The organism is Pantoea sp. RG18 (assembly GCF_025910075.1).
GTDB lineage: Bacteria > Pseudomonadota > Gammaproteobacteria > Enterobacterales > Enterobacteriaceae > Pantoea > Pantoea agglomerans.
The window spans coordinates 1,056,482-1,074,869 of the sequence record NZ_JAPCIL010000002.1 but is presented as its reverse complement, the minus strand read 5'-3'; the positions used below and the strand labels follow the sequence as shown (position 1 = coordinate 1,074,869).

Here is an 18,388-nt window from a genome sequence, read left to right as displayed (position 1 = left end):
GTTATTTACTCTCACGCTTAATCGTCATCGGGAAGACCCGGTCATCAGCATACTGCGCTTCACACACTGCGGCGCCGATACTCGCATGGCAGACCAGCAGTGGCATACGGTAGCGCGAACTGTTCTGGCACTTCGCCGTGTAGCGGCTCTCAATCACCAGGTTACCGGCGCTGGTCATGGCCGCGCTGACATCCGCTTTACAGGTAGTATTGCCCTGGGCGATCTGCACGCTGCCTTTGCCGTTTTTAAACTGGAAGCGCATTACCGGAGGCTTACCGGTTGGCGTCGGCATCTGGTCGATAGTGACACGCCAGCGGCCATCAATCACCCGTACCTGGCCATCGCGCACCGCATCCGGCGTCACGATCAGGTCATCGGGTTTGGCCGGAACCGGCGCCGTCACCGTTGTGGCAAGGGTAGCAGATGAGGTTGCCGGTGCGGTATCGGTGGTGGTGTTGGCCGGTTTCTGCGGCTGCGATTCGGGAAGTTTTTCCGGTGCTGCCTGCTCGGCAGGTGGGGTGACAGACGGTGTCGCCGCAACCGGTGCCGGAGTCGCAGCCGGGGCCGGAGTGGATACCGTCGCCGGGGCTGACGCTGGCTTCGCAGTGGCAACCGGTGTTTTTACGGGTTCTGAACGATGCAGCAACACGGCCACCGTCACGGCGGCAGCAATCGCCACCGGCGGTAACAGATACCAGACGCGGAAACGGCGGCGAGCCGCTACAGGCGTCGCCGGCTGAGCTTCAACGGGTGCTGCAACCGGCAGCGGTTCAGCCACAGGTTCAGGTTCAGGTTCGGGCTCAGCGATCATCACTGGTTCAGCGATGACCGGCGCGGCAGGCAGCTCAGGCAGCGGTTCAACCAGCGCCACCGGCAGGTTCTCTTCCAGCGTGTCACGCAGGCAGGCCAGCGCGTCATCGCGGCTACGCGCCTGGGCATCGACAAAGCCCCAGAAGGTGATGACCGGTTTGCCATCAACCAGATAGACATACTGCTGGTCGGGGAATTGCAGGGTTTTGCTCAGCAGCGCACCAAACAGCCGCATCGATGGGTTCTCTGCCGCGCGCGCGCGCGTACTGAGATCCTGCATATCCTGCTGACAGGCGGTGAGCTGTTGCAGCGCCGCGCGACGTTCATGATCGCTGGCACCCAGCCAGGATTTGACCCGGCCGCTAAAAGGGGCATACCAGTCGAGGCGATCGCCCCGTTCATTGGCCTGAGGAATGGCCAGGCAATCTGCCAGTGCGCTCTGACGGCGCAGGCGCAGGGTTTCACGAATTTGCAATGCTGAGGCGTAGACCGGCTGGCCATTTTCACCTAACGCCAGAACTGCATCTAAATTACCGCTGCGCAGAAAAGTTTTTGCCACCTGTTGGGCCCTTATCGGTCGTTGTCTGAGGCAGAAAATCGCGTGTTATCGACGATTAGGTTGATTTTACGCGGGGCAAGGACAAATCAAACGGCAGAAAAGGGGGTAAATCCACTGTTTTTTTCACCGGCTGACGGAAAAACCACCGCTATTTCAGAGAGTATGACGCAATCAGCCGGATTTGCGCACCAGCAGCAGGTGGGCGATGACGCCGCCCGCCAGTCCCCAGAAGGCCGGACCAATGCCCAGCAGCGAAACGCCGGATGCGGTGATCAGAAAGGTGATCAGCGCGCTGTCGCGTTCGGCAGGCAGATCCAGTGCGCGGTGGAGGCTGCCACCCAGCGTGGCAAGGAGTGCCAGACCCGCCAGCGCCTCAATCAGCACCACAGGCAGGGCACTGAACAGCACGGCGATCAGCGCACCGGACGCGCCCGCCAGCAGATAGAAGATCCCCGCCAGCGCCGCCGCACGCCAGCGTTGCTGAGGATTTGGGTCGACCTCATCGCTCATGCAGATGGCCGCCGTAATCGCCGCCACGCAGACCGAAAACCCCCCTAATGGCGACAGCAGCAGCGCAATTAATCCGGTCCAGCTCATCAGTGAAGAGACGGGTGGACGGTAGCCGTGCGCCTGCAGCGTGGCGATGCCGGGGGCGTTCTGTGACGCCATCGTCACCAGGAAATAGGGCACGCCGATCCCCAGCAGCGTGGTGAGGGTAAAGTGCGGCATCACGACTTCCGGCATTGTCAGCCTAATCGGCTGCGGCGGAAAGTGGATGGCGTGCTGTGCCAGCGCGACGGCAACACCCACCAGCAGCGTGACCAGAATTGCATAGCGGGCCAGCCAGCGGCGGGCCAGCAGCCAGGCCAGGCACATGCTGCCGCACAGTACAAAGTTACTTTGCAAATCGGCAAAGGTCTGCAGCCCGAAGCGCAGCAGAATACCTGCCAGCATCGCCGCTGCCAGCGAGGCAGGAATGTAGTTCATCAGCCGGGCAAACAGGCCGGTGACGCCGCACAATACGATCAGCAGGTTGGCGAAAACAAAGACGCCTGCCGCCTCATTCAGCGAAATGCCGTGAAAACTGGTCGCCAGCAGCGCAGCGCCGGGCGTTGACCAGGCAGCCAGCACCGGCATGCGGTAGCGCAGTGACAGGCTCAGCGAAGCGATCCCCTGCGCAATGCCCAGCACCGACAGCCAGCCGCCAATCTGCGCGGGCGTGGCGCCCGCCGCCTGAAACATCTGATAGATAATCGCGCCACTGCTGCTGTAGCCCACCAGCACAGCCACGAAGCCGGAGACCAGCATCGGCAGGGTAAAACGGGGAGGTTCCGCTCTCGTCATGGTCAGACTCTTTATGAGGTTGTGCGTTATAGCGCACATGGTCGCATGATGCGCTATAACGCACAAGTGTTACACTATTGCCATAACGTCACTCACCAGGATGACGAGAAAGCAGGAGAAAAAATGGCGGATTTTCAGCAACACCTGAGCAGCGCGCTCAGACAGTTGCGGCAGGCCAATGGCTGGAGCCTGACGCTGACGGCGGAGCGAACCGGCGTCAGTAAAGCGATGCTGGGCCAGATTGAGCGCGGCGAATCGAGTCCCACCGTGGCGACGCTGTGGAAGATTGCCACCGGTTTCAACGTTCCGTTTTCCTTTTTTATCGACGGCAGCGTGTTGCCTTCAGGCGCCGCGCCTGGATTCAGTCAGCCCAATGCCGACATGTCGGTACGGTCGCTGCTGCCTTACGATCCGCAACTGCGTTTTGATCTGCTGGCGGTGGAGCTGGCAGCGGGCGCGCAGAGTCATTCTTCGCCCCATGAAGCGGGCTGTGTGGAGCAGGTGGTGATCATCGAGGGCGAACTATTGCTGGGCGTCGGTGACCTCTGGCGACGTCTGCTCGCCGGGGAGGCGTTCCAGTTCAGGGCCGATGTGCTGCACAGCTACCGTAACCCGCTCAGCACGCCGCTGCGCTTCCACAGTCTGATCCACTATCTGCAGCGCCCGGACGTTACAAATTGATACCTGAGCAAACTACACAGTTTACCTTCGTATCTTTATACTTTCGCTTATCGATGGAGACGGGTAATGAGCGATCTGACTGAATCCGCTGCAATGCTGCGTATGCTGGTGGGCAAGCTGGGCCGCCGGTTGCGCGAGTCAGCGCCGCCTGGTGAATTGACCTGGTCGCAGGTCGCGGTGCTGGGTCATCTGGTTCGCGATGGGGCGATGACGGTAACACAACTGGCGGCGGCCGAGGGCGTACGCACCCAGTCAATGGGCGCGACCGTCGCCGGGTTACTGGCGGCGGAACTGGTGACGGGCGAGCCGGATCCCCATGATGGCCGTAAAACCCGCTATCTTCCCACGACGTCCAGCCTGGCGGTGATTACGTCGAGTCGCGCGATGCGCGATGACTGGCTGGTCCGGACGCTGGAAGCGCGACTGAGTCCGGCAGAACAGCAGCAACTGACCGACGTTCTCCCTCTGCTGCAACGACTCACTGACTATTAAATCTGAGGATTCAACATGGCTGTAACCACACTGGATGCAAAAACTGCGCTGATTGTTATCGACCTGCAACATGGCATTGTGGCGCTGCCGCTGGTTCATGAACCGCAGCCGGTGATCGAACGCTGTGCCGGACTGGCTGAGGCGTTTCGCGCGTACGATCTGCCGGTTGTGCTGGTTAACGTGGCTGGTGGGGCGCCGGGCCGCAATGAGCAGGCACGTCACAGCGGCGAATTGCCCGCCGACTGGGCCACGCTGGTTCCGGCGATGACCCCACAGCAAAATGACCTTACGGTCACCAAGAAAACCTGGGGTGCGTTTCACGCCACAGCGTTGCACGATGAGCTGCAAAAGCGCGGCATTACTCAGGTAGTGATTTGTGGTATCGCGACCAGTATCGGCGTGGAATCTACCGCACGACAGGCGTATGAGCTGGGTTACAACGTCACGCTGGCGACCGATGCGATGACCGATCTCAACCTGGATACGCACAACAATAGCGTGAACCTGATCTTCCCGCGCCTGGGTGAAACCGGCAGCTGTGAGGATATTAAGGCGCAGCTGAATTCGCGCGCATGATTGGCGTGTGACGTTAAGCGTCGGGCCACCGCGACGGTGGCCCGTTGAGGGCAGCCACAGCTCTTATCAAAAAACTGCGCCACGTTTCTCCCCAGGGGGCCGGACGAAACTCTTCACCAGCAATCGCTGACATAATGACATTCAAATCATCATCCTCATTCTGAAGCAGGATGTTTATTTCATTCCGCGCTTCGATAACAGGCATGTCATGATCAATATAGCTCTGAAGCATTTCTTCGAGGGTATTGCCATAGTCGTCATGGTGGCAGCTTAAAAACACTCTTAACATGCCGGTTAGCGCCGGGTATTGTTTCACGGGTTTATCACCCCATCCACGGATAAGACGTGAGAACATAATGACGTTACCCGTTATAATTTAGCGGAAGGCATAACCCAGCGTTAAACCGACGCTGTAATTGCGGCCCGGCGCGGATTCGAAGTAGCGTCCATTACTCTCATTCACAATCACTGAACCCACATAGTGCCGGTCAAACAGGTTATCGACCCGGCCAAACAGATCCAGTGTCCAGTTCTCAACCAGCCACTTATAGCCACTGTTAACCGCTGCAACGGTGTAGGACGGGGTGTTCACGCTATTCTGATCTTCAGCGGCGATCTGGCTCAGATAACGTACCTCACTGCCTGCATAAAAGCCCTGTTCCGGCAGATAACCGAGTCCGGCGTAAGCCATGTTACGGGCAATACCAGGAATGCGGTTGCCGTCACAGCTGTCGCTGCCGCAGGCGTTAGTGCGATAGCGCGCATCCAGCAGGGTGTAGGCCATCTTCAGCCGCCAGTCCCAGGCAAACTGCTGATCCAGGCTTAACTCCAGACCGCGACGGCGGGTCTGACCGGCATTTTTATAGGTAGTGCGTCCGCCACTGCTGGCATCCGCCACAATCTCATCCTGGGTATCGGTCTGGAACAACGCCGCGCTGATCAAGCCATTGCCGATGCGTTTCTTACTACCAATCTCCAGCGTATCGCTGGTGGCCGGTTTCAGCCCCAGATTCAGACCGGTCGCGCCGTCTGAACGGTAAGAGAGCTCATTAATGGTCGGGGTTTCAAAGCCGCGACCGGCGGAGATCCACGCGTTCCAGCCTGGGTCAAAGGCATACTTCAGTGCCGCAGCGGGCAGCCATTTGTGATAGCGCGCATCACCGCTGTCGTCGCCGTTACCGGGCTGAATATAGAAGTCATTAGAGTCAAAGTTAACGGTGCTGAACCGCACACCCGCATCCAGCGACAGCTTATCGGTCAGTTGCCAGGCGGTCTGCAGATAGGGATCGAGCGTCCACATCAGGTTGCGCTCGTTGCGGCGAAGATTGCCCTGTTCGCCCAGTTGCGTCACCCCGTTGCTGACCGTGAAGTTTTCATAGCCCTTGCGGCGCTCGGTCATGGTTTCGTAGTCGAGTCCGCCGGTCAGCGCCACCGGAATCGACAGCAGCGTGTCGCGATGGGTCCAGCGGGTATCGACGCCCTGATAGTGGCGGGTCAGGGCGATTACGCCACCGGGATGAGACGGGTTGCGCTGCACGGCTGCAGGGATCGACTGGAACTGGGTAGTTTCGCGCATGCCCGCATAGAGCATCACGCTGAGGTCGTCATTTTCACTCATCTGGCGCTGATAACGCAGGCCGCCCTGAGTCTGATCGACAGTCTTACGGGTGTTATAAAGCGGGACGTTGCTGACCACCTGACGTGGATTCTCACGCCACTGCGCCTCGGTTAAGCCGCCGGGATCCTGCGCGTCAATGTGAACGCTGTTAAACAGCAGCGTCAGGGTGCTGACATCATCAATACGCACGCCCAGTCGGGCGTTGCCAAGGTTTTTCTGCGCAGCACTGTGATCACGATAGCCGTGAGTGGTGAAGCGTGAGGCGGAGACGGTGTAGTTCACATCCCCGGCATGGCTGCCGTCACCGGTCGCGCCGCTGGCTTTGACGCTGTTTCGCCAGCTGCCGTAGCTGCCGTACCAGCTGCTGGCTTCAAGCGTGGTCGGCTGCTGACCCTGCTGAGTGGTGACATTGATCACGCCACCCGAAGCGTTGCCATACAGCGCAGAAAACGGGCCGCGCAGCACCTCGACATGATCAATCGAGCCGATATCAATATTGGAGGTCTGCGCCTGACCATCCGGCATGGTGGCCGGGATGCCATCCACATAGATGCGCAGACCGCGTACGCCGTAGGTTGAGCGGGAGCCAAAGCCACGCATCGACAGCTGCAGGTCTTGTGCGTAATTTTGCCTGTTCTGGATCTGCAGACCCGGCACGCTGCTGAGGTTTTCCGACAGGTTAACGCGCGGCGCTGCCTGGCGCATATCGTCGCCACTGACCACGCTCAGGGCCGCAGGCGTATCGAGTTCGTTAAGGCCCGTTTCCGGCGGTGCGGCCGTGACGACCAGGGTATTGTCATTATCCGCCGCCAGCAGCGGCAGTGGCAAAATGGCAGGCAACATCAACAGCGTCGCCTGGCGCAGAGAGATTATTTTCATTATATGTGGCCTGAAAAAAGAGAGGATATGAACCAGGTGGAACAATTTCCGCATATGGTAAGGGTTTGATGCGCTGGGGTACATCGTTTCGGGCTGGATTTTTTCTCTGTTTACCGCCAGGCTGGAATCCATCTTTTGCAGTGATCAGACGTCCGATTCACCCGGATGCAGACAAAAAACTCACGGGAGTCAGCATGAAACAACCTGAAGTGGCGGTTCTGGGATTAGGCGCAATGGGGCACGCATTTGCCGCAAACCTGCTGAAAAAAGGCTTTCGCGTTCATGGCTGGAACCGCACCCGCGCGCGCGGCGAAGATCTGCTGGATGCGGGTTTGCAGCTGGCTGACTCGCCAGCCGAGGCGGTGCGTGAAGCAGATGTCGTGATCGCCATGCTGTCTGATGGCGACACCACTGAGCAGGTGCTGCATCAGGTCAAAGAGGCGTTTAAGCAGGGCGCGACGCTCTGCCAGATGGGCACCATCGGCGTAGAAAAAACCGACGCGCTGATCGCCTTTTTCGCAGAAAAACGCCCCGATTTGTTACTGATCGATGCGCCAGTCTCCGGCACCAAAGCACCAGCAGAGAATGCGCAGATTCTGGTGCTGGCCAGCGGCGATCAGAGCCGGGCGCAGGCCGCAGAAGCGGTATTTGCTGCCATCAGTAAAGGCACTCAGTGGCTGGGCGAGGCGGGAAAAAGCACCCGGATGAAGCTGGTGATCAACAGCTGGCTGATTGGCATGATGCAAAGCCTGGCGGAGAGTACCCGGCTGGCAGAGCAGTTCGGCTTTTCCACCGACGATCTCTGGCAGGTGCTGGAGGGCGGTCCGCTGGCCGCACCGTATGCGAAAATGAAGCTCGGGATGATCGCCAGCGACGACTTCACGCCGCAGATGCATCTGGTCTGGGCGCTGAAAGATGCCCGCCTGGCGCTGGATGCCGCAGAGACGCCACTGCCGGCGCTGGAGAATATCGCCCAGCTCTGGCAGCAGGCGGTGGAGGCCGGACACGGTGAAGAGGATCTGGCGGTGATCTACCGCTATCTGAAAGCGCAATGAGTCAGCAGCATTTTGACTTCAGCACGCGTCCGCTGGTGCCGCTGGCGCACGATTACCTGCACGGTGCCAGCGAACCCTGGCACCAGCACGCCTGTGCCCAGCTGATCCACACCCTGAGCGGCGTGGTACGGGTAGAGACGGAGTATGGCAGCTGGATTGTGCCGCCGAGTCGTGGCGTCTGGCTGCCCGCATTTACCCGTCATGCGTTGCAGATTACCGGCAGTGTGGCGGCGCGCACGCTGTTTATCGATCCGCTGGCGCGCGCCGATCTGCCCGCCAGTTGTCAGGTGGTGCAAATCTCACCGCTGCTGCGCGAGCTGATTGTCACGGCGCTGAGCCTGCCAGAGCGTTACGCCGCAGGCAGTCGGGCCGAGCGGGTGATGGAGTTAATTCTGGATGAGATTCGGGGCATGGATGTGCTGCCCTTTGCGCTGCCAACGCCCGACAGTCCCCGTTTACAGGCGCTGTGCGAGCTGATTCAGCAGACGCCCGGTGAGAGCTGGACGCTGCTGCGGGCCAGTGCCCACCTGAATGTCTCGGGCCGCACTCTGGCCCGCCATTTTATGCGCGAAACCGGCCTGCAGTTCAGCGACTGGGTGCGGCGCGCCCGACTGGCTATCGCCCTGACGCGACTGGCTCAGGGCGACTCCGTGCTGCGGGTGGCGCTGGAACTGGGCTATGAAAGCCCCAGCGCGTTTAGTGCGATGTTTCGTCGTCTGCTGGGCGTCTCTCCGACTGACTACTTTCCGCCTGCAGAAACTGGCCTGCCGCGCTGAGCAGCGCCTGCAGGGCTGCGCGGGCGGTGTCATTGTCGATACTTACTCCCCAGGCTCGCGCGCCACGGGCATCCACGCAGCTGATATAGGCCACCGAGCGGCTGTCACTGCGTCGTCCCAGCGTATGCTCGTGATAGTCCTCAATGGTCAGATGCAGATCAAACGCGCTGCGCAGGGCATTGACCGCCGCCGACAGCCAGCCGTTGCCGCTGCCGGTCAGCATCAGCGATTGCGTCTGATACACCACGCTGGCGCTAATCTGCGTCTGCCCGCCGCTGTCACTCTGGCTGTCAGCCCGCTGTAAGGCCACCGCGGGCTGCGTGACGCCATACTGGCGGCAGAAGAGCTGCCACAGCGCGTAGTGCGTCATCTCTCCGCCGTGCCGGTCAGTCTCCTGCTGAACACAGCGGCTGAAATCCTGCTGCAGCGCTCGCGGCATTTGTAACCCGTGATTCTGCTCCAGCAGCCAGGCGGCCCCGCTTTTTCCCGACTGGCTGTTAACGCGGATCACCGCCTCATAGCTACAGCCAATGTCGGCCGGGTCCAGCGGCAGGTAAGGCATCTGCCACTCTGTCTCCTGCTGCTGAGCGCGGATGGCAAACCCTTTTTTAATTGCATCCTGATGAGAACCAGAGAAGGCGGTGAAGACCAGCTCGCCCGCATAGGGATGGCGCGGATGAACCGGCAGCTGGTTGCAGCGGGTTACCACTTCAATTACCTCATGCATCTGGCTGAAATCGAGCTGGGGCGAAACGCCCTGGGTATAGAGATTCAGCGCCAGCGTCACCAGGTCCACATTGCCGGTGCGTTCACCGTTACCAAACAGACAGCCCTCGACCCGGTCAGCGCCCGCCAGCAGCGCCAGTTCTGCGCAGGCGACGCCGGTGCCGCGATCGTTGTGCGGATGCACGCTGATGCAGACGGCATCACGGCGGCTGAAGTGACGGCAGAAAAACTCAATCTGATCGGCATAAACGTTGGGGGTATTCACCTCTACCGTGGCAGGAAGGTTAATGATCATCGGGCGCTGGGCGTCCGGTTGCCAGACATCGGCTACCGCCTCGCAGATCTCCAGCACAAACTCTGGCTCGGTAAAGCAGAAGGTCTCTGGCGAATATTCAAAGGTCCAGTAGGTTTCCGGCTGCGCCTCGCATTCGGCGCGGATCTGCCGTGCACCAGCGGTGGCCAGCGCCACGATTTCCGCTTTGCTCTGTTTAAATACCCGCTCGCGAAACAGCGGCGCGGTGGCGTTATAGAGATGTACGATGGCGCGGGGCACACCCTGCAGCGCCACAAACGTGCGGGCAATCAGGTCTTCCCGCGCCTGAGTCAGCACCTGTAACGTCACATCCTCCGGGATACGCTGCTGCTCAATCAGGTCGCGGACGAAATCGAAATCGGTCTGCGACGCAGAGGGAAAGGCGACCTCGATCTCCCGAAACCCGCAGCGCAGCAGCAGATCCCAGAAGGCCATTTTGCGTTCCCGATCCATCGGTTCTGCCAGTGCCTGATTGCCGTCACGCAAATCGGTGGAGAGCCAGCGCGGCGCCTGGGTCAGCTGGCGTGAGGGCCACTGGCGATCGGGCAGGGTGATCAGCGGGGAGGGACGATATTTATCAGCGGGTCGGGTCAGCATAGGAGTCTCCTGTGGTTTTTAACCAGTCTGCCGACACGCCTCCGGGTCCGCGCGCGCAGGGCTGACAACCTGACGCGCAAAAGTGACAATACCCTGCATGACCTGCATGACCTGCATGACCTGCATGACCTGCATGACCTGCATGACCTGCATGACCTGCATGACCTGCATGGCCCTGCGTGCGCTCTGGTTTGGTGAATCCGCCTGGCAGGGTTAGCATGGTCGCCTGTTTATTTGGGTGGACTCTTATGCTGATTTTTGACGGTCACAACGATCTGTTGCTTAACCTCTGGCTGCATCATCGTGATGCGCCCGCGCAGGCGTTTTATCAGGGGATTGAACGGGGCCACCTCGATTTTCCGCGCATTCAGCAGGGCGGGCTCGGCGGCGGGCTGTTTGCGATCTTTGTGCCCCCGCAGGAGTACATTGCCCGCACCGTTCCGGCACGTGCCGACGAGCCGTTTCAACCGCTTCAGATCATGTGGCAACAGCTTGAGATCCTGCAGCAGCTGGCTGATGCGTCAGGCGGGCGGGCACGACTCTGCCGCAGCCATGACGAGATCGCCGCCTGCCGCGCCGCAGGCGTACTGGCGATGGTGGCACACATCGAAGGTGCTGATGCGCTGGATGAGGAGGGCGAGCAACTGCACGCCTTCTGGCAGGCGGGGGTGCGCAGCATCGGGCCATTCTGGAACCTGGCCAGCCGCTTTGGTGAAGGGGTCAGCGGCACTTTTCCCGGTTCGCCCGACACCGGGCCAGGCCTGACCCGCGCCGGAGAAAGGCTGATTCAGCAGGCGAGTGACCTGAAGATGATGATTGACGTGTCGCATATGAACGCAAAAGCCTTTTGGGACACCGCCCGGCTCTCCAGCGCGCCGCTGGTCGCCAGCCACTCCAACGCGCATGCTCTCTGTCCGCAGCCGCGTAATCTGACGGATGACCAGCTGGTGGCGATCCGCGACAGCGGCGGTCTGGCCGGCATTAATTTCGGCAACGCTTTTCTGCGCGCCGACGGTAAACGCGACGCTGACACGCCATTAACAGAAATTGTTAAGCATTGTGATCACTTGTTGAAGATAATGGGCAGCGACCATGTAGCCTTTGGCTCTGATTTCGACGGGATTACCCCACCGGCTGCGCTGGGCGATGTCAGCGGATTGCCGCGATTGCTCGCCGCTTTTCAGGAAGCGGGCTATGATCAGACACTGACAGAGAAACTGGCATGGGGAAACTGGCAGCGGGTTTTACATCTGACCGGGCTGTGATAACAATTTCCTGATGTTCCGGGCTTGATCCCGACGCGCCATTGGCGCAACATCTGCCTGGAAATTGTGACGGCGGTCTCATTCAATGCCGGTCACACTGATTTCAGGCAGCTCATTTACTGTTAACCAAGAGGAAGTAACTCATGTGGAAAAAACCAACTTTCGTTGATATGCGTCTCGGTCTGGAAGTGACTCTCTACATCTCCAACCGTTAATCGTTCTGCCCGCCCTCTGAGCGGGCATTTTTTTTCAACTTCTGGTTTTCCTCTATGTTTATCAAAATCCTCGGTTCAGCCGCGGGCGGCGGGTTTCCGCAGTGGAACTGTAACTGCGCCAACTGCCACGGCGTGCGTAACGGCACGATTCAGGCCCAGGCACGCACGCAATCGTCGATTATCCTCAGCGATAACGGCGAAGATTGGGTGTTATGCAACGCTTCACCCGACATCAGCCAGCAGATCCTGCATACGCCAGAACTGACCCGCAAAGGGGTGTTACGCGGCACGGCGATCGGCGCGATTATCCTTACCGACAGCCAGATCGATCACACCACCGGGCTGCTGAGCCTGCGTGAGGGCTGTCCGCATCAGGTGTGGTGCACGCCGGAAGTGCATGGTGACCTCAGCACCGGCTTCCCGATATTTCCTATGCTCACCCACTGGAATGGAGGCTTACAGCACCGTCCCATTGCGCCACTGACGCCGTTCAGCGTCGATGTCTTTGATGATCTTCAGTTCACCGCGATTCCGATTATCAGTAATGCACCGCCTTACTCGCCGTATCGCGACCGGCCGCTGCCGGGCCATAACGTGGCGCTGTTTATTGAAAACCGCGCGAATGGCCAGACGCTGCTCTACGCGCCAGGCCTGGGCGAGCCGGATGCGGTGATCCTGCCGTGGCTGCAAAAAGCGGATTGCCTGCTGATTGATGGCACCGTCTGGCAGGATGATGAGCTGCTGACCACCGGCGTGGGACACAACACCGGCAAGGCGATGGGCCATCTGGCGCTGGCGGAAGAGCAGGGGCTGATGGCGCTGCTGGCATCGCTGCCGGCAAAACGCAAAATTCTGATCCACATTAACAACACCAATCCGATCCTTAACGAGCAGTCACCACAGCGTCAGTTTCTGACTGAGCAGGGAATAGAGGTGAGCTGGGACGGAATGGCGATCCACCTTCAGGGCTAAAACATGCAGATCACTGACACGCTGTCGCCGCAGGCTTTTGAACAGGCCCTGCGCGACAAAGGCGCTTACTACCATATCCATCACCCGTATCACATCGCGATGCATAACGGTCAGGCCACGCGCGAGCAGATTCAGGGCTGGGTGGCGAATCGCTTCTATTACCAGACCACCATTCCGCTGAAAGATGCGGCGATCATGGCCAACTGCCCCGATCCGGCTACCCGTCGTAAGTGGGTGCAGCGCATCCTCGACCACGACGGCAGCAACGGCGAAGAAGGCGGCATTGAGGCCTGGCTGCGGCTGGGCGAGGCGGTCGGGCTGACGCGCGAAGAACTACTTTCAGAGCAGCATGTGCTGCCGGGCGTGCGCTTCGCGGTGGATGCGTATATTAACTTTGCCCGCCGCGCCAACTGGCAGGAGGCGGCCTGCAGCTCACTCACCGAGCTGTTCGCCCCGCAGATCCACCAGTCACGGCTCGACAGCTGGCCGCAGCACTATCCGTGGATCAAAGAAGAGGGCTATTTCTACTTCCGCAGTCGCCTGGGTCAGGCGAACCGCGATGTGGAACATGGCCTGGCGCTGGCGCTGGAATATTTCACCACCGCTGAGACGCAAAACCGCATGCTGGAAATTTTGCAGTTTAAGCTCGATATTTTATGGAGCATGCTGGACGCCATGACCATGGCATACGAGCTGAAACGTCCGCCTTATCACACCGTTACTGATAAAGCGGCGTGGCACACCACCCGACTGGTATAACAGATGAATGAAAACTCGATTGCCGCGTTTCGTCGCGGCTACCGTATGCAGTGGGAAGCCGCCCAGGATACTCATGTGGTGCTCTATCCCGAAGGCATGGCGAAGCTGAACGAAACCGCGGCCGCCATCCTTGAACTGGTGGATGGCAAGCAGGATATCGCCGCGATTATCGCAACGCTGGATAGCCGTTTTCCGGAAGCGGGCGGCGTGGGTGCAGATGTTTTAGAGTTCCTGCAATCAGCCTATGAACAGAAGTGGATACAGTTCCGTGACCCCGCATAAACCTGACGTGAATCCGCCGCTCTGGCTGCTGGCCGAGCTGACCTATCGCTGTCCGCTGCAGTGTCCCTACTGCTCCAACCCGCTGGATTTCGCCCAGCAGGAGAAGGAGCTGACCACCGAACAGTGGATTGAGGTGTTTCGTCAGGCGCGGGCGATGGGCAGCGTGCAGCTCGGATTCTCGGGCGGCGAGCCGCTGGTTCGTAAAGATCTGCCGGAGCTGATCAAAGCGGCGCGCGATCTCGGCTTCTACACCAACCTGATCACCTCTGGCATCGGCCTGACGGAGAAGAAGCTGGATGCGTTCAGCGAGGCGGGGCTGGATCATATCCAGATCAGCTTCCAGGCGAGTGACGAAACCCTGAATGCGGCGCTGGCCGGTTCGAAAAAAGCGTTTCAGCAGAAGCTGGAGATGGCGAAAGCGGTGAAAGCCCACGGCTATCCGATGGTGCTGAACTTTGTACTGCATCGCCATAACATCGACCAGATCGACAGGATCATCGATCTCTGCATTGAGCTGGAAGCGGATGACGTGGAACTGGCGACCTGTCAGTTCTACGGCTGGGCGCAGCTTAACCGTGAAGGCCTGCTGCCCACCCGCGAGCAGATAGCCCGCGCAGAGGCGGTGGTGAAAACCTACCGCGAGCGGATGAGCACCACCGGCAATCTGACCAACCTGCTGTTTGTGACGCCAGACTACTACGAAGAGCGCCCTAAGCCCTGCATGGGTGGCTGGGGCGCCATCTTCCTCAGCGTTACGCCAGAGGGCACCGCGCTGCCGTGCCACAGTGCGCGTCAGCTCCCGATAGAATTTCCCTCAGTGCTGACGCAAAGTCTGGACGATATCTGGTATAACTCATTCGGCTTCAACCGTTATCGCGGTTTTGACTGGATGCCAGAGCCATGCCGCTCCTGTGATGAGAAAGAGAAAGATTTTGGCGGCTGTCGCTGTCAGGCTTACATGCTGACCGGCAATGCCGACAACACCGATCCGGTTTGCAGCAAATCACCGCATCACGGCAAAATCCTTGACGCCCGGCGTGAGGCGGATTGCAGCGACATTAAAATTGGTCAGCTGCAGTTCCGTAACCGCAGCAACTCACAACTGATCTATAAAACACGGAACCTCTGATGAAAACGCGTTGCCTGGAGATAAACGGTCTGATGGTTGAACTGGTGCATCAGCCCGATGCCAGCCAGGCCGCCGCCCTGATTCAGGTGAGCGCGGGGAGTCACGACGAACCCGATCGCTGGCCCGGACTGGCGCATCTGCTTGAACATCTGCTGTTCACCGGCAGCACCGGCTGGCCTGATGAGGGCCGTTTGATGAGCTGGATTCAGACGCAGGGTGGCAGGGTTAACGCCACCACGCTGGCCCGGCGCAGCGCGTTCTTTTTTGAGGTTACGCCGTCGCTGCTGGCTGACGGGCTGGCGCGGCTGCAGGATATGGTCTGCCATCCGCTGCTTGATAATCAGGCGATCGGCCAGGAAGTGGCGGTGATTGATGCGGAATATCAGCTATTGCAGCGTCATCAGCCGTCACGCATTGAAGCGGCACTGCTGCACGCCGCCGCGTCACCTGCGGAATTCCACCGGTTCCATATTGGCAGCCGGGCGAGTTTTGGCGACGAGCTCTCTGCGCTGCAGCGGGCGTTGCGCCAGTTCCACCAGCGCTACTACTTCGCCAGCAATATGCGGCTCTGGCTGCAGGGGCCACACTCACTGGATGAGCTGGAGCTGCTGGCGCGTAACGTTGCTGCCGCGCTGCCCTCCGGTCAGTGGCGACAGGATCTGCCACCGCCGCAGCTGACCAGCGATACCTGCTGGCAGCTGGCAGAGACCGCACCTGGGGCGCTATGGCGCAGCTGGATACTGGATAACAGTGACGGTGTCACGTTATGGCGTGAATTTCTGCTGGATGAAGCACCCGGATCGCTGCTGGCTACCCTTCGTGAGCAGGGGCTGGCAGAGTCGCTGGAGCTGAAGTGGATCTATCAGGCGGGAGGCGCGCTCTGGCTGGCGCTGGGCGTTGAAACGCATCAACCCGAAACCGTTAATGTCTTGATCGACCGTTATCTGGATGCACTTCGCCAGACAAATGAGCCACAACATCAACACTATCACCATCTGGCACAGCAGCGATTTGTGACACTGTCACCAATGGAGCAGTTACGCCAGCGCGCAATCGGCTTTGCGCCAGATGAAGCCGTGCCTGCGTTACAGCCGCTGCTGGCGCGTCTCACCGACGCGCCGGGCACGCTGCTGTTCTGCACGTCGCACCCGGCTGAGGAAACCCTTCAGACGCAGGGATTCAGCCTTGCGCTGACCGCCTGGCAGCCAGCCCCGTCTGAGGCGCTACCTCCGGCGCATTTCACATTCTATCCGTTCGAGACCGCCTTAACGTCTGAGCCGCTGCCCGCACAGGCGGTGGCATTGCCGCATCATCAGCCTGATGACCTGCAGGCGACGCTGATCCTGCGACCAGAGTTCTGGTCAACGTTCAGCGAAGCGGCAGGCGAAGCGCTGGGGCGGCGGTTACGTCCGCTGTTTGCCGCGTTGCGTCATCAGGGCGGCAACGGCAGCTGGCAGGAAGTGGAGGGCGTGTGGCAACTGACGCTACAACTGACGCCGGATGAGGCGGTGGCTGACCGGGCGCTGAGCCAGATTGTCGCCGCACTGACGCTGCCGGTTGAGGCGGCGCAGCCTTCTTCGGGTGAAAGCATCGCGATTCGTGCACTGTTGCGGCAGTTGCCCTGGCAGCTGGCCGCCACCATTACGCCACATTGCTGGCGGGCGGCGCTGAAAGGCGGCAACGCGGCACTGCATTCACTGATTGCCCGGCGGCTGAGCGCACTGTCGCTACCGGTTAATCCTGACACGCCGCCAAAGCGCATGACGACACAAACCGGTATGACGCGCCTGCCACACAGCAGCGCGGACAATGCTCTGCTGCTGTTTATCCCGCTGCATCGACCTGAACAGCTGGCGGCGCTACGTGCGCTGGCGCTGATCTACGAGCCGCGCTTTTTCCAGCGCTATCGCGTTGAGCAGCCTATCGGTTATGTGGTCAGCAGCCGCTATATGCGCTGTGCCGATGAAGATGGGGTACTGTTTGCGCTGCAGTCGCCCGATTACAGCGCGCTGTCACTGCTGCGCTACTGCCGCAACTTCCTGCGGTCACTGAACGAGACGCTGGCGGGTTACGATCTGGCGGCACTGAAAGCGCGTCTTCTGAGCCGGGAAGTGGAGCAGCCACTGGCGTGCTTACGCGCTGACAATGGCCTGGCAGAACCGGATGCGGCGCAGATTGAGGCGCTGACACTTGCGGATCTGCAACAGCTTCACCGCACGCTGATTCAGGATCGCCGCCGCTGGCGGGTGCTGTTCACCGGCGGTGAATATGTGTAGCGCCCGGTATAAAGTTGCTGAATTTATTTGAAAATTACCGACAAATCTCTTCACTGTCTATTCCGGGCGAACTGGACCACACTCAATTCACTTTGTCCGCATAAGGAATTGACCGTGAAAAACTTCAAACGTATTGCACTGCCCCTGTTAGCCGCTGCCACCCTCTACGCCCCGTTGTCTCAGGCTGAGGCGATGCACTACCAGCTGAATCCTGAGCATACGTCGGTGATTGTTGCCTGGAACCACTTCGGCTTCTCAAACCCTACCGCTGATATCCCTGATGCAACCGGTAACCTGGTGTTTGATAAAGATCATCCAGAGGCATCACGCGTTGACGTGACCCTGCCAGTCAGCAAAATCGACAGCCACGTGGCTGCGCTGACCAAAGAATTCAAAGGCGCTGAGTACTTCGACACCGCTAAATATCCGACTGCGACCTTCCACAGCACCAAAGTGGTGGCGAAGGGCGACAACAAATTTGATGTTGAAGGCAACCTGACCCTGAAAGGGATCACCAAGCCAGTAACGCTGCACGCGACGCTGAACAAGCAGGGCGAGCATCCGATGGTGAAAAAGCAGGCGATTGGTTTTGATGCCACCGGCACCATCAAGCGTTCTGACTTCAAGCTGGACAAATATGTCCCAGCGGTAAGCGACGAGGTCACTCTGACTCTGTCTACTGAAGCCTACGCGAAGTAAGCTTTTTGGGGCGTAGCGGCTTGCAGCTACGCCCCTTATTCGTTTTTTCTGCGCCTTCTTCCCCTCTGAAATCTATTCTGCCCGCCTGTTTATCTGCCATAAAATAATCCAGATATCTCCTCATCAATTATCTTCTGAACGCTTTATCTGGCCCGGAACCGGGAAAAATGAGGCGAAAGTCACAAATTTGCAACAGCACGGAATAAGCCACTCTGTGCCGCTGTGTGGCGAAATAAAATTCAGATGCCTTCTGAACTAACTCATTGATTTATATCGTTTCACTCTAATCGGCCTTCCCGCAAATAGTGTGATTTTGATCTCAAAAACCGCCGTTCAGACACCTCTGTCAATAACTCCGCCCAAAA

General features: G+C 59.3%; 19 protein-coding genes. 13 read left to right on the top strand and 6 right to left on the bottom strand.

The window, feature by feature from the left end:
* Position 1: 1 nt before the first annotated feature.
* Both OK409_RS05470 and OK409_RS05465 read right to left on the bottom strand, forming a co-directional pair.
* Positions 2–1,369, bottom strand: coding sequence for an SrfA family protein (locus OK409_RS05470; RefSeq protein ID WP_264366842.1), 1,368 nt, complete (start codon positions 1,367–1,369; stop codon positions 2–4).
* A 171-nt stretch (positions 1,370–1,540) separates the two neighbouring features.
* A complete protein-coding gene (locus OK409_RS05465; RefSeq protein ID WP_264366841.1) occupies positions 1,541–2,752 on the bottom strand; it encodes a benzoate/H(+) symporter BenE family transporter in 1,212 nt (403 codons plus the stop codon).
* Between the two features lie 84 nt (positions 2,753–2,836).
* Between OK409_RS05465 and OK409_RS05460 the strand changes: the two genes are divergently transcribed.
* The 3 genes from OK409_RS05460 to OK409_RS05450 all read left to right on the top strand — a co-directional run bounded on the left by OK409_RS05460 (position 2,837) and on the right by OK409_RS05450 (position 4,462).
* A complete protein-coding gene (locus OK409_RS05460) occupies positions 2,837–3,394 on the top strand; it encodes a helix-turn-helix domain-containing protein (RefSeq protein WP_045140377.1) in 558 nt (185 codons plus the stop codon).
* 66 nt (positions 3,395–3,460) lie between these two features.
* Entirely contained in the window at positions 3,461–3,886 is a 426-nt protein-coding gene (locus tag OK409_RS05455) for a MarR family winged helix-turn-helix transcriptional regulator (RefSeq protein ID WP_010245273.1), read from the top strand.
* Between the two features lie 15 nt (positions 3,887–3,901).
* Positions 3,902–4,462, top strand: a complete 561-nt coding sequence (locus OK409_RS05450; protein WP_033771725.1) for an isochorismatase family protein — start codon at positions 3,902–3,904, stop codon at positions 4,460–4,462.
* A 13-nt stretch (positions 4,463–4,475) separates the two neighbouring features.
* Here the strand turns inward: OK409_RS05450 and OK409_RS05445 are convergent, their stop codons facing one another.
* The gene (locus OK409_RS05445) at positions 4,476–4,817 is read right to left on the bottom strand and encodes a contact-dependent growth inhibition system immunity protein (RefSeq protein ID WP_060680165.1); all 342 of its coding nucleotides are present in this window, start codon (positions 4,815–4,817) and stop codon (positions 4,476–4,478) included.
* A 21-nt stretch (positions 4,818–4,838) separates the two neighbouring features.
* Positions 4,839–6,959: a TonB-dependent receptor PqqU gene (gene pqqU / locus OK409_RS05440; RefSeq protein ID WP_187513616.1), complete on the bottom strand. Its 2,121-nt coding sequence runs from the start codon at positions 6,957–6,959 to the stop codon at positions 4,839–4,841.
* Between the two features lie 68 nt (positions 6,960–7,027).
* Here pqqU and OK409_RS05435 point away from each other — a divergent pair, with 68 nt between their 5' ends.
* Positions 7,028–8,014: an NAD(P)-dependent oxidoreductase gene (locus OK409_RS05435; protein ID WP_256844134.1), complete on the top strand. Its 987-nt coding sequence runs from the start codon at positions 7,028–7,030 to the stop codon at positions 8,012–8,014.
* Entirely contained in the window at positions 8,011–8,790 is a 780-nt protein-coding gene (locus tag OK409_RS05430) for an AraC family transcriptional regulator (protein WP_010245094.1), read from the top strand. Before OK409_RS05435 ends, OK409_RS05430 begins: the two co-directional genes overlap by 4 nt.
* On the opposite strand, the gene leuA is transcribed toward OK409_RS05430, so the two are convergent.
* Positions 8,711–10,426, bottom strand: coding sequence for a 2-isopropylmalate synthase (gene leuA, locus OK409_RS05425; RefSeq protein ID WP_264366840.1), 1,716 nt, complete (start codon positions 10,424–10,426; stop codon positions 8,711–8,713). The two genes, OK409_RS05430 and leuA, sit on opposite strands and share 80 nt — an antisense overlap.
* Before the next feature lie 18 nt (positions 10,427–10,444).
* Positions 10,445–10,597, bottom strand: coding sequence for a hypothetical protein (locus OK409_RS05420; protein ID WP_264366839.1), 153 nt, complete (start codon positions 10,595–10,597; stop codon positions 10,445–10,447).
* A gap of 77 nt (positions 10,598–10,674) precedes the next feature.
* On the opposite strand from OK409_RS05420, the gene OK409_RS05415 reads away from it, so the two are divergent.
* The 8 genes from OK409_RS05415 (at position 10,675) to OK409_RS05380 (ending at position 18,023) form a co-directional block, all read left to right on the top strand.
* Entirely contained in the window at positions 10,675–11,691 is a 1,017-nt protein-coding gene (locus OK409_RS05415; protein ID WP_245116586.1) for a dipeptidase, read from the top strand.
* A 143-nt stretch (positions 11,692–11,834) separates the two neighbouring features.
* On the top strand, positions 11,835–11,906 hold the full coding sequence (gene pqqA / locus OK409_RS05410) for a pyrroloquinoline quinone precursor peptide PqqA (RefSeq protein WP_010245082.1): 72 nt from the start codon (positions 11,835–11,837) through the stop codon (positions 11,904–11,906).
* Positions 11,907–11,960: 54 nt separating this feature from the next.
* Positions 11,961–12,878 carry a pyrroloquinoline quinone biosynthesis protein PqqB gene (gene pqqB, locus OK409_RS05405; protein ID WP_264366838.1) on the top strand — a complete coding sequence of 306 codons (918 nt, stop codon included), beginning with the start codon at positions 11,961–11,963 and terminating at the stop codon, positions 12,876–12,878.
* 3 nt (positions 12,879–12,881) lie between these two features.
* On the top strand, positions 12,882–13,637 hold the full coding sequence (gene pqqC, locus OK409_RS05400) for a pyrroloquinoline-quinone synthase PqqC (protein WP_010245074.1): 756 nt from the start codon (positions 12,882–12,884) through the stop codon (positions 13,635–13,637).
* 3 nt (positions 13,638–13,640) lie between these two features.
* Positions 13,641–13,919, top strand: coding sequence for a pyrroloquinoline quinone biosynthesis peptide chaperone PqqD (gene pqqD, locus OK409_RS05395; RefSeq protein ID WP_010245072.1), 279 nt, complete (start codon positions 13,641–13,643; stop codon positions 13,917–13,919).
* Complete coding sequence (pqqE, locus tag OK409_RS05390) at positions 13,882–15,048, top strand: pyrroloquinoline quinone biosynthesis protein PqqE (RefSeq protein ID WP_161939645.1); 1,167 nt, start codon at positions 13,882–13,884, stop codon at positions 15,046–15,048. The genes pqqD and pqqE overlap by 38 nt, the downstream gene beginning before the upstream one ends.
* A complete protein-coding gene (pqqF, locus tag OK409_RS05385; RefSeq protein WP_264366837.1) occupies positions 15,048–17,324 on the top strand; it encodes a pyrroloquinoline quinone biosynthesis protein PqqF in 2,277 nt (758 codons plus the stop codon). The genes pqqE and pqqF overlap by 1 nt, the downstream gene beginning before the upstream one ends.
* A 114-nt stretch (positions 17,325–17,438) precedes the next feature.
* On the top strand, positions 17,439–18,023 hold the full coding sequence (locus OK409_RS05380) for a YceI family protein (protein WP_010245067.1): 585 nt from the start codon (positions 17,439–17,441) through the stop codon (positions 18,021–18,023).
* Positions 18,024–18,388 lie beyond the last annotated feature (365 nt).

Coding starts and splice junctions, on each gene's coding strand:
- pqqD (WP_010245072.1), top strand. CDS start 13,641: ATGAATGAAAACTCGATTGCCGCGTTTCGTCGCGGCTACCGTATGCAG.
- OK409_RS05415 (WP_245116586.1), top strand. CDS start 10,675: ATGCTGATTTTTGACGGTCACAACGATCTGTTGCTTAACCTCTGGCTG.
- OK409_RS05455 (WP_010245273.1), top strand. CDS start 3,461: ATGAGCGATCTGACTGAATCCGCTGCAATGCTGCGTATGCTGGTGGGC.
- OK409_RS05435 (WP_256844134.1), top strand. CDS start 7,028: ATGCGCTGGGGTACATCGTTTCGGGCTGGATTTTTTCTCTGTTTACCG.
- leuA (WP_264366840.1), bottom strand. CDS start 10,426: ATGCTGACCCGACCCGCTGATAAATATCGTCCCTCCCCGCTGATCACC.
- OK409_RS05445 (WP_060680165.1), bottom strand. CDS start 4,817: ATGTTCTCACGTCTTATCCGTGGATGGGGTGATAAACCCGTGAAACAA.
- pqqE (WP_161939645.1), top strand. CDS start 13,882: ATGAACAGAAGTGGATACAGTTCCGTGACCCCGCATAAACCTGACGTG.
- pqqU (WP_187513616.1), bottom strand. CDS start 6,959: ATGAAAATAATCTCTCTGCGCCAGGCGACGCTGTTGATGTTGCCTGCC.
- OK409_RS05430 (WP_010245094.1), top strand. CDS start 8,011: ATGAGTCAGCAGCATTTTGACTTCAGCACGCGTCCGCTGGTGCCGCTG.
- OK409_RS05465 (WP_264366841.1), bottom strand. CDS start 2,752: ATGTGCGCTATAACGCACAACCTCATAAAGAGTCTGACCATGACGAGA.
- OK409_RS05420 (WP_264366839.1), bottom strand. CDS start 10,597: ATGCAGGTCATGCAGGTCATGCAGGTCATGCAGGTCATGCAGGTCATG.
- pqqF (WP_264366837.1), top strand. CDS start 15,048: ATGAAAACGCGTTGCCTGGAGATAAACGGTCTGATGGTTGAACTGGTG.
- OK409_RS05460 (WP_045140377.1), top strand. CDS start 2,837: ATGGCGGATTTTCAGCAACACCTGAGCAGCGCGCTCAGACAGTTGCGG.
- OK409_RS05450 (WP_033771725.1), top strand. CDS start 3,902: ATGGCTGTAACCACACTGGATGCAAAAACTGCGCTGATTGTTATCGAC.
- pqqC (WP_010245074.1), top strand. CDS start 12,882: ATGCAGATCACTGACACGCTGTCGCCGCAGGCTTTTGAACAGGCCCTG.
- pqqB (WP_264366838.1), top strand. CDS start 11,961: ATGTTTATCAAAATCCTCGGTTCAGCCGCGGGCGGCGGGTTTCCGCAG.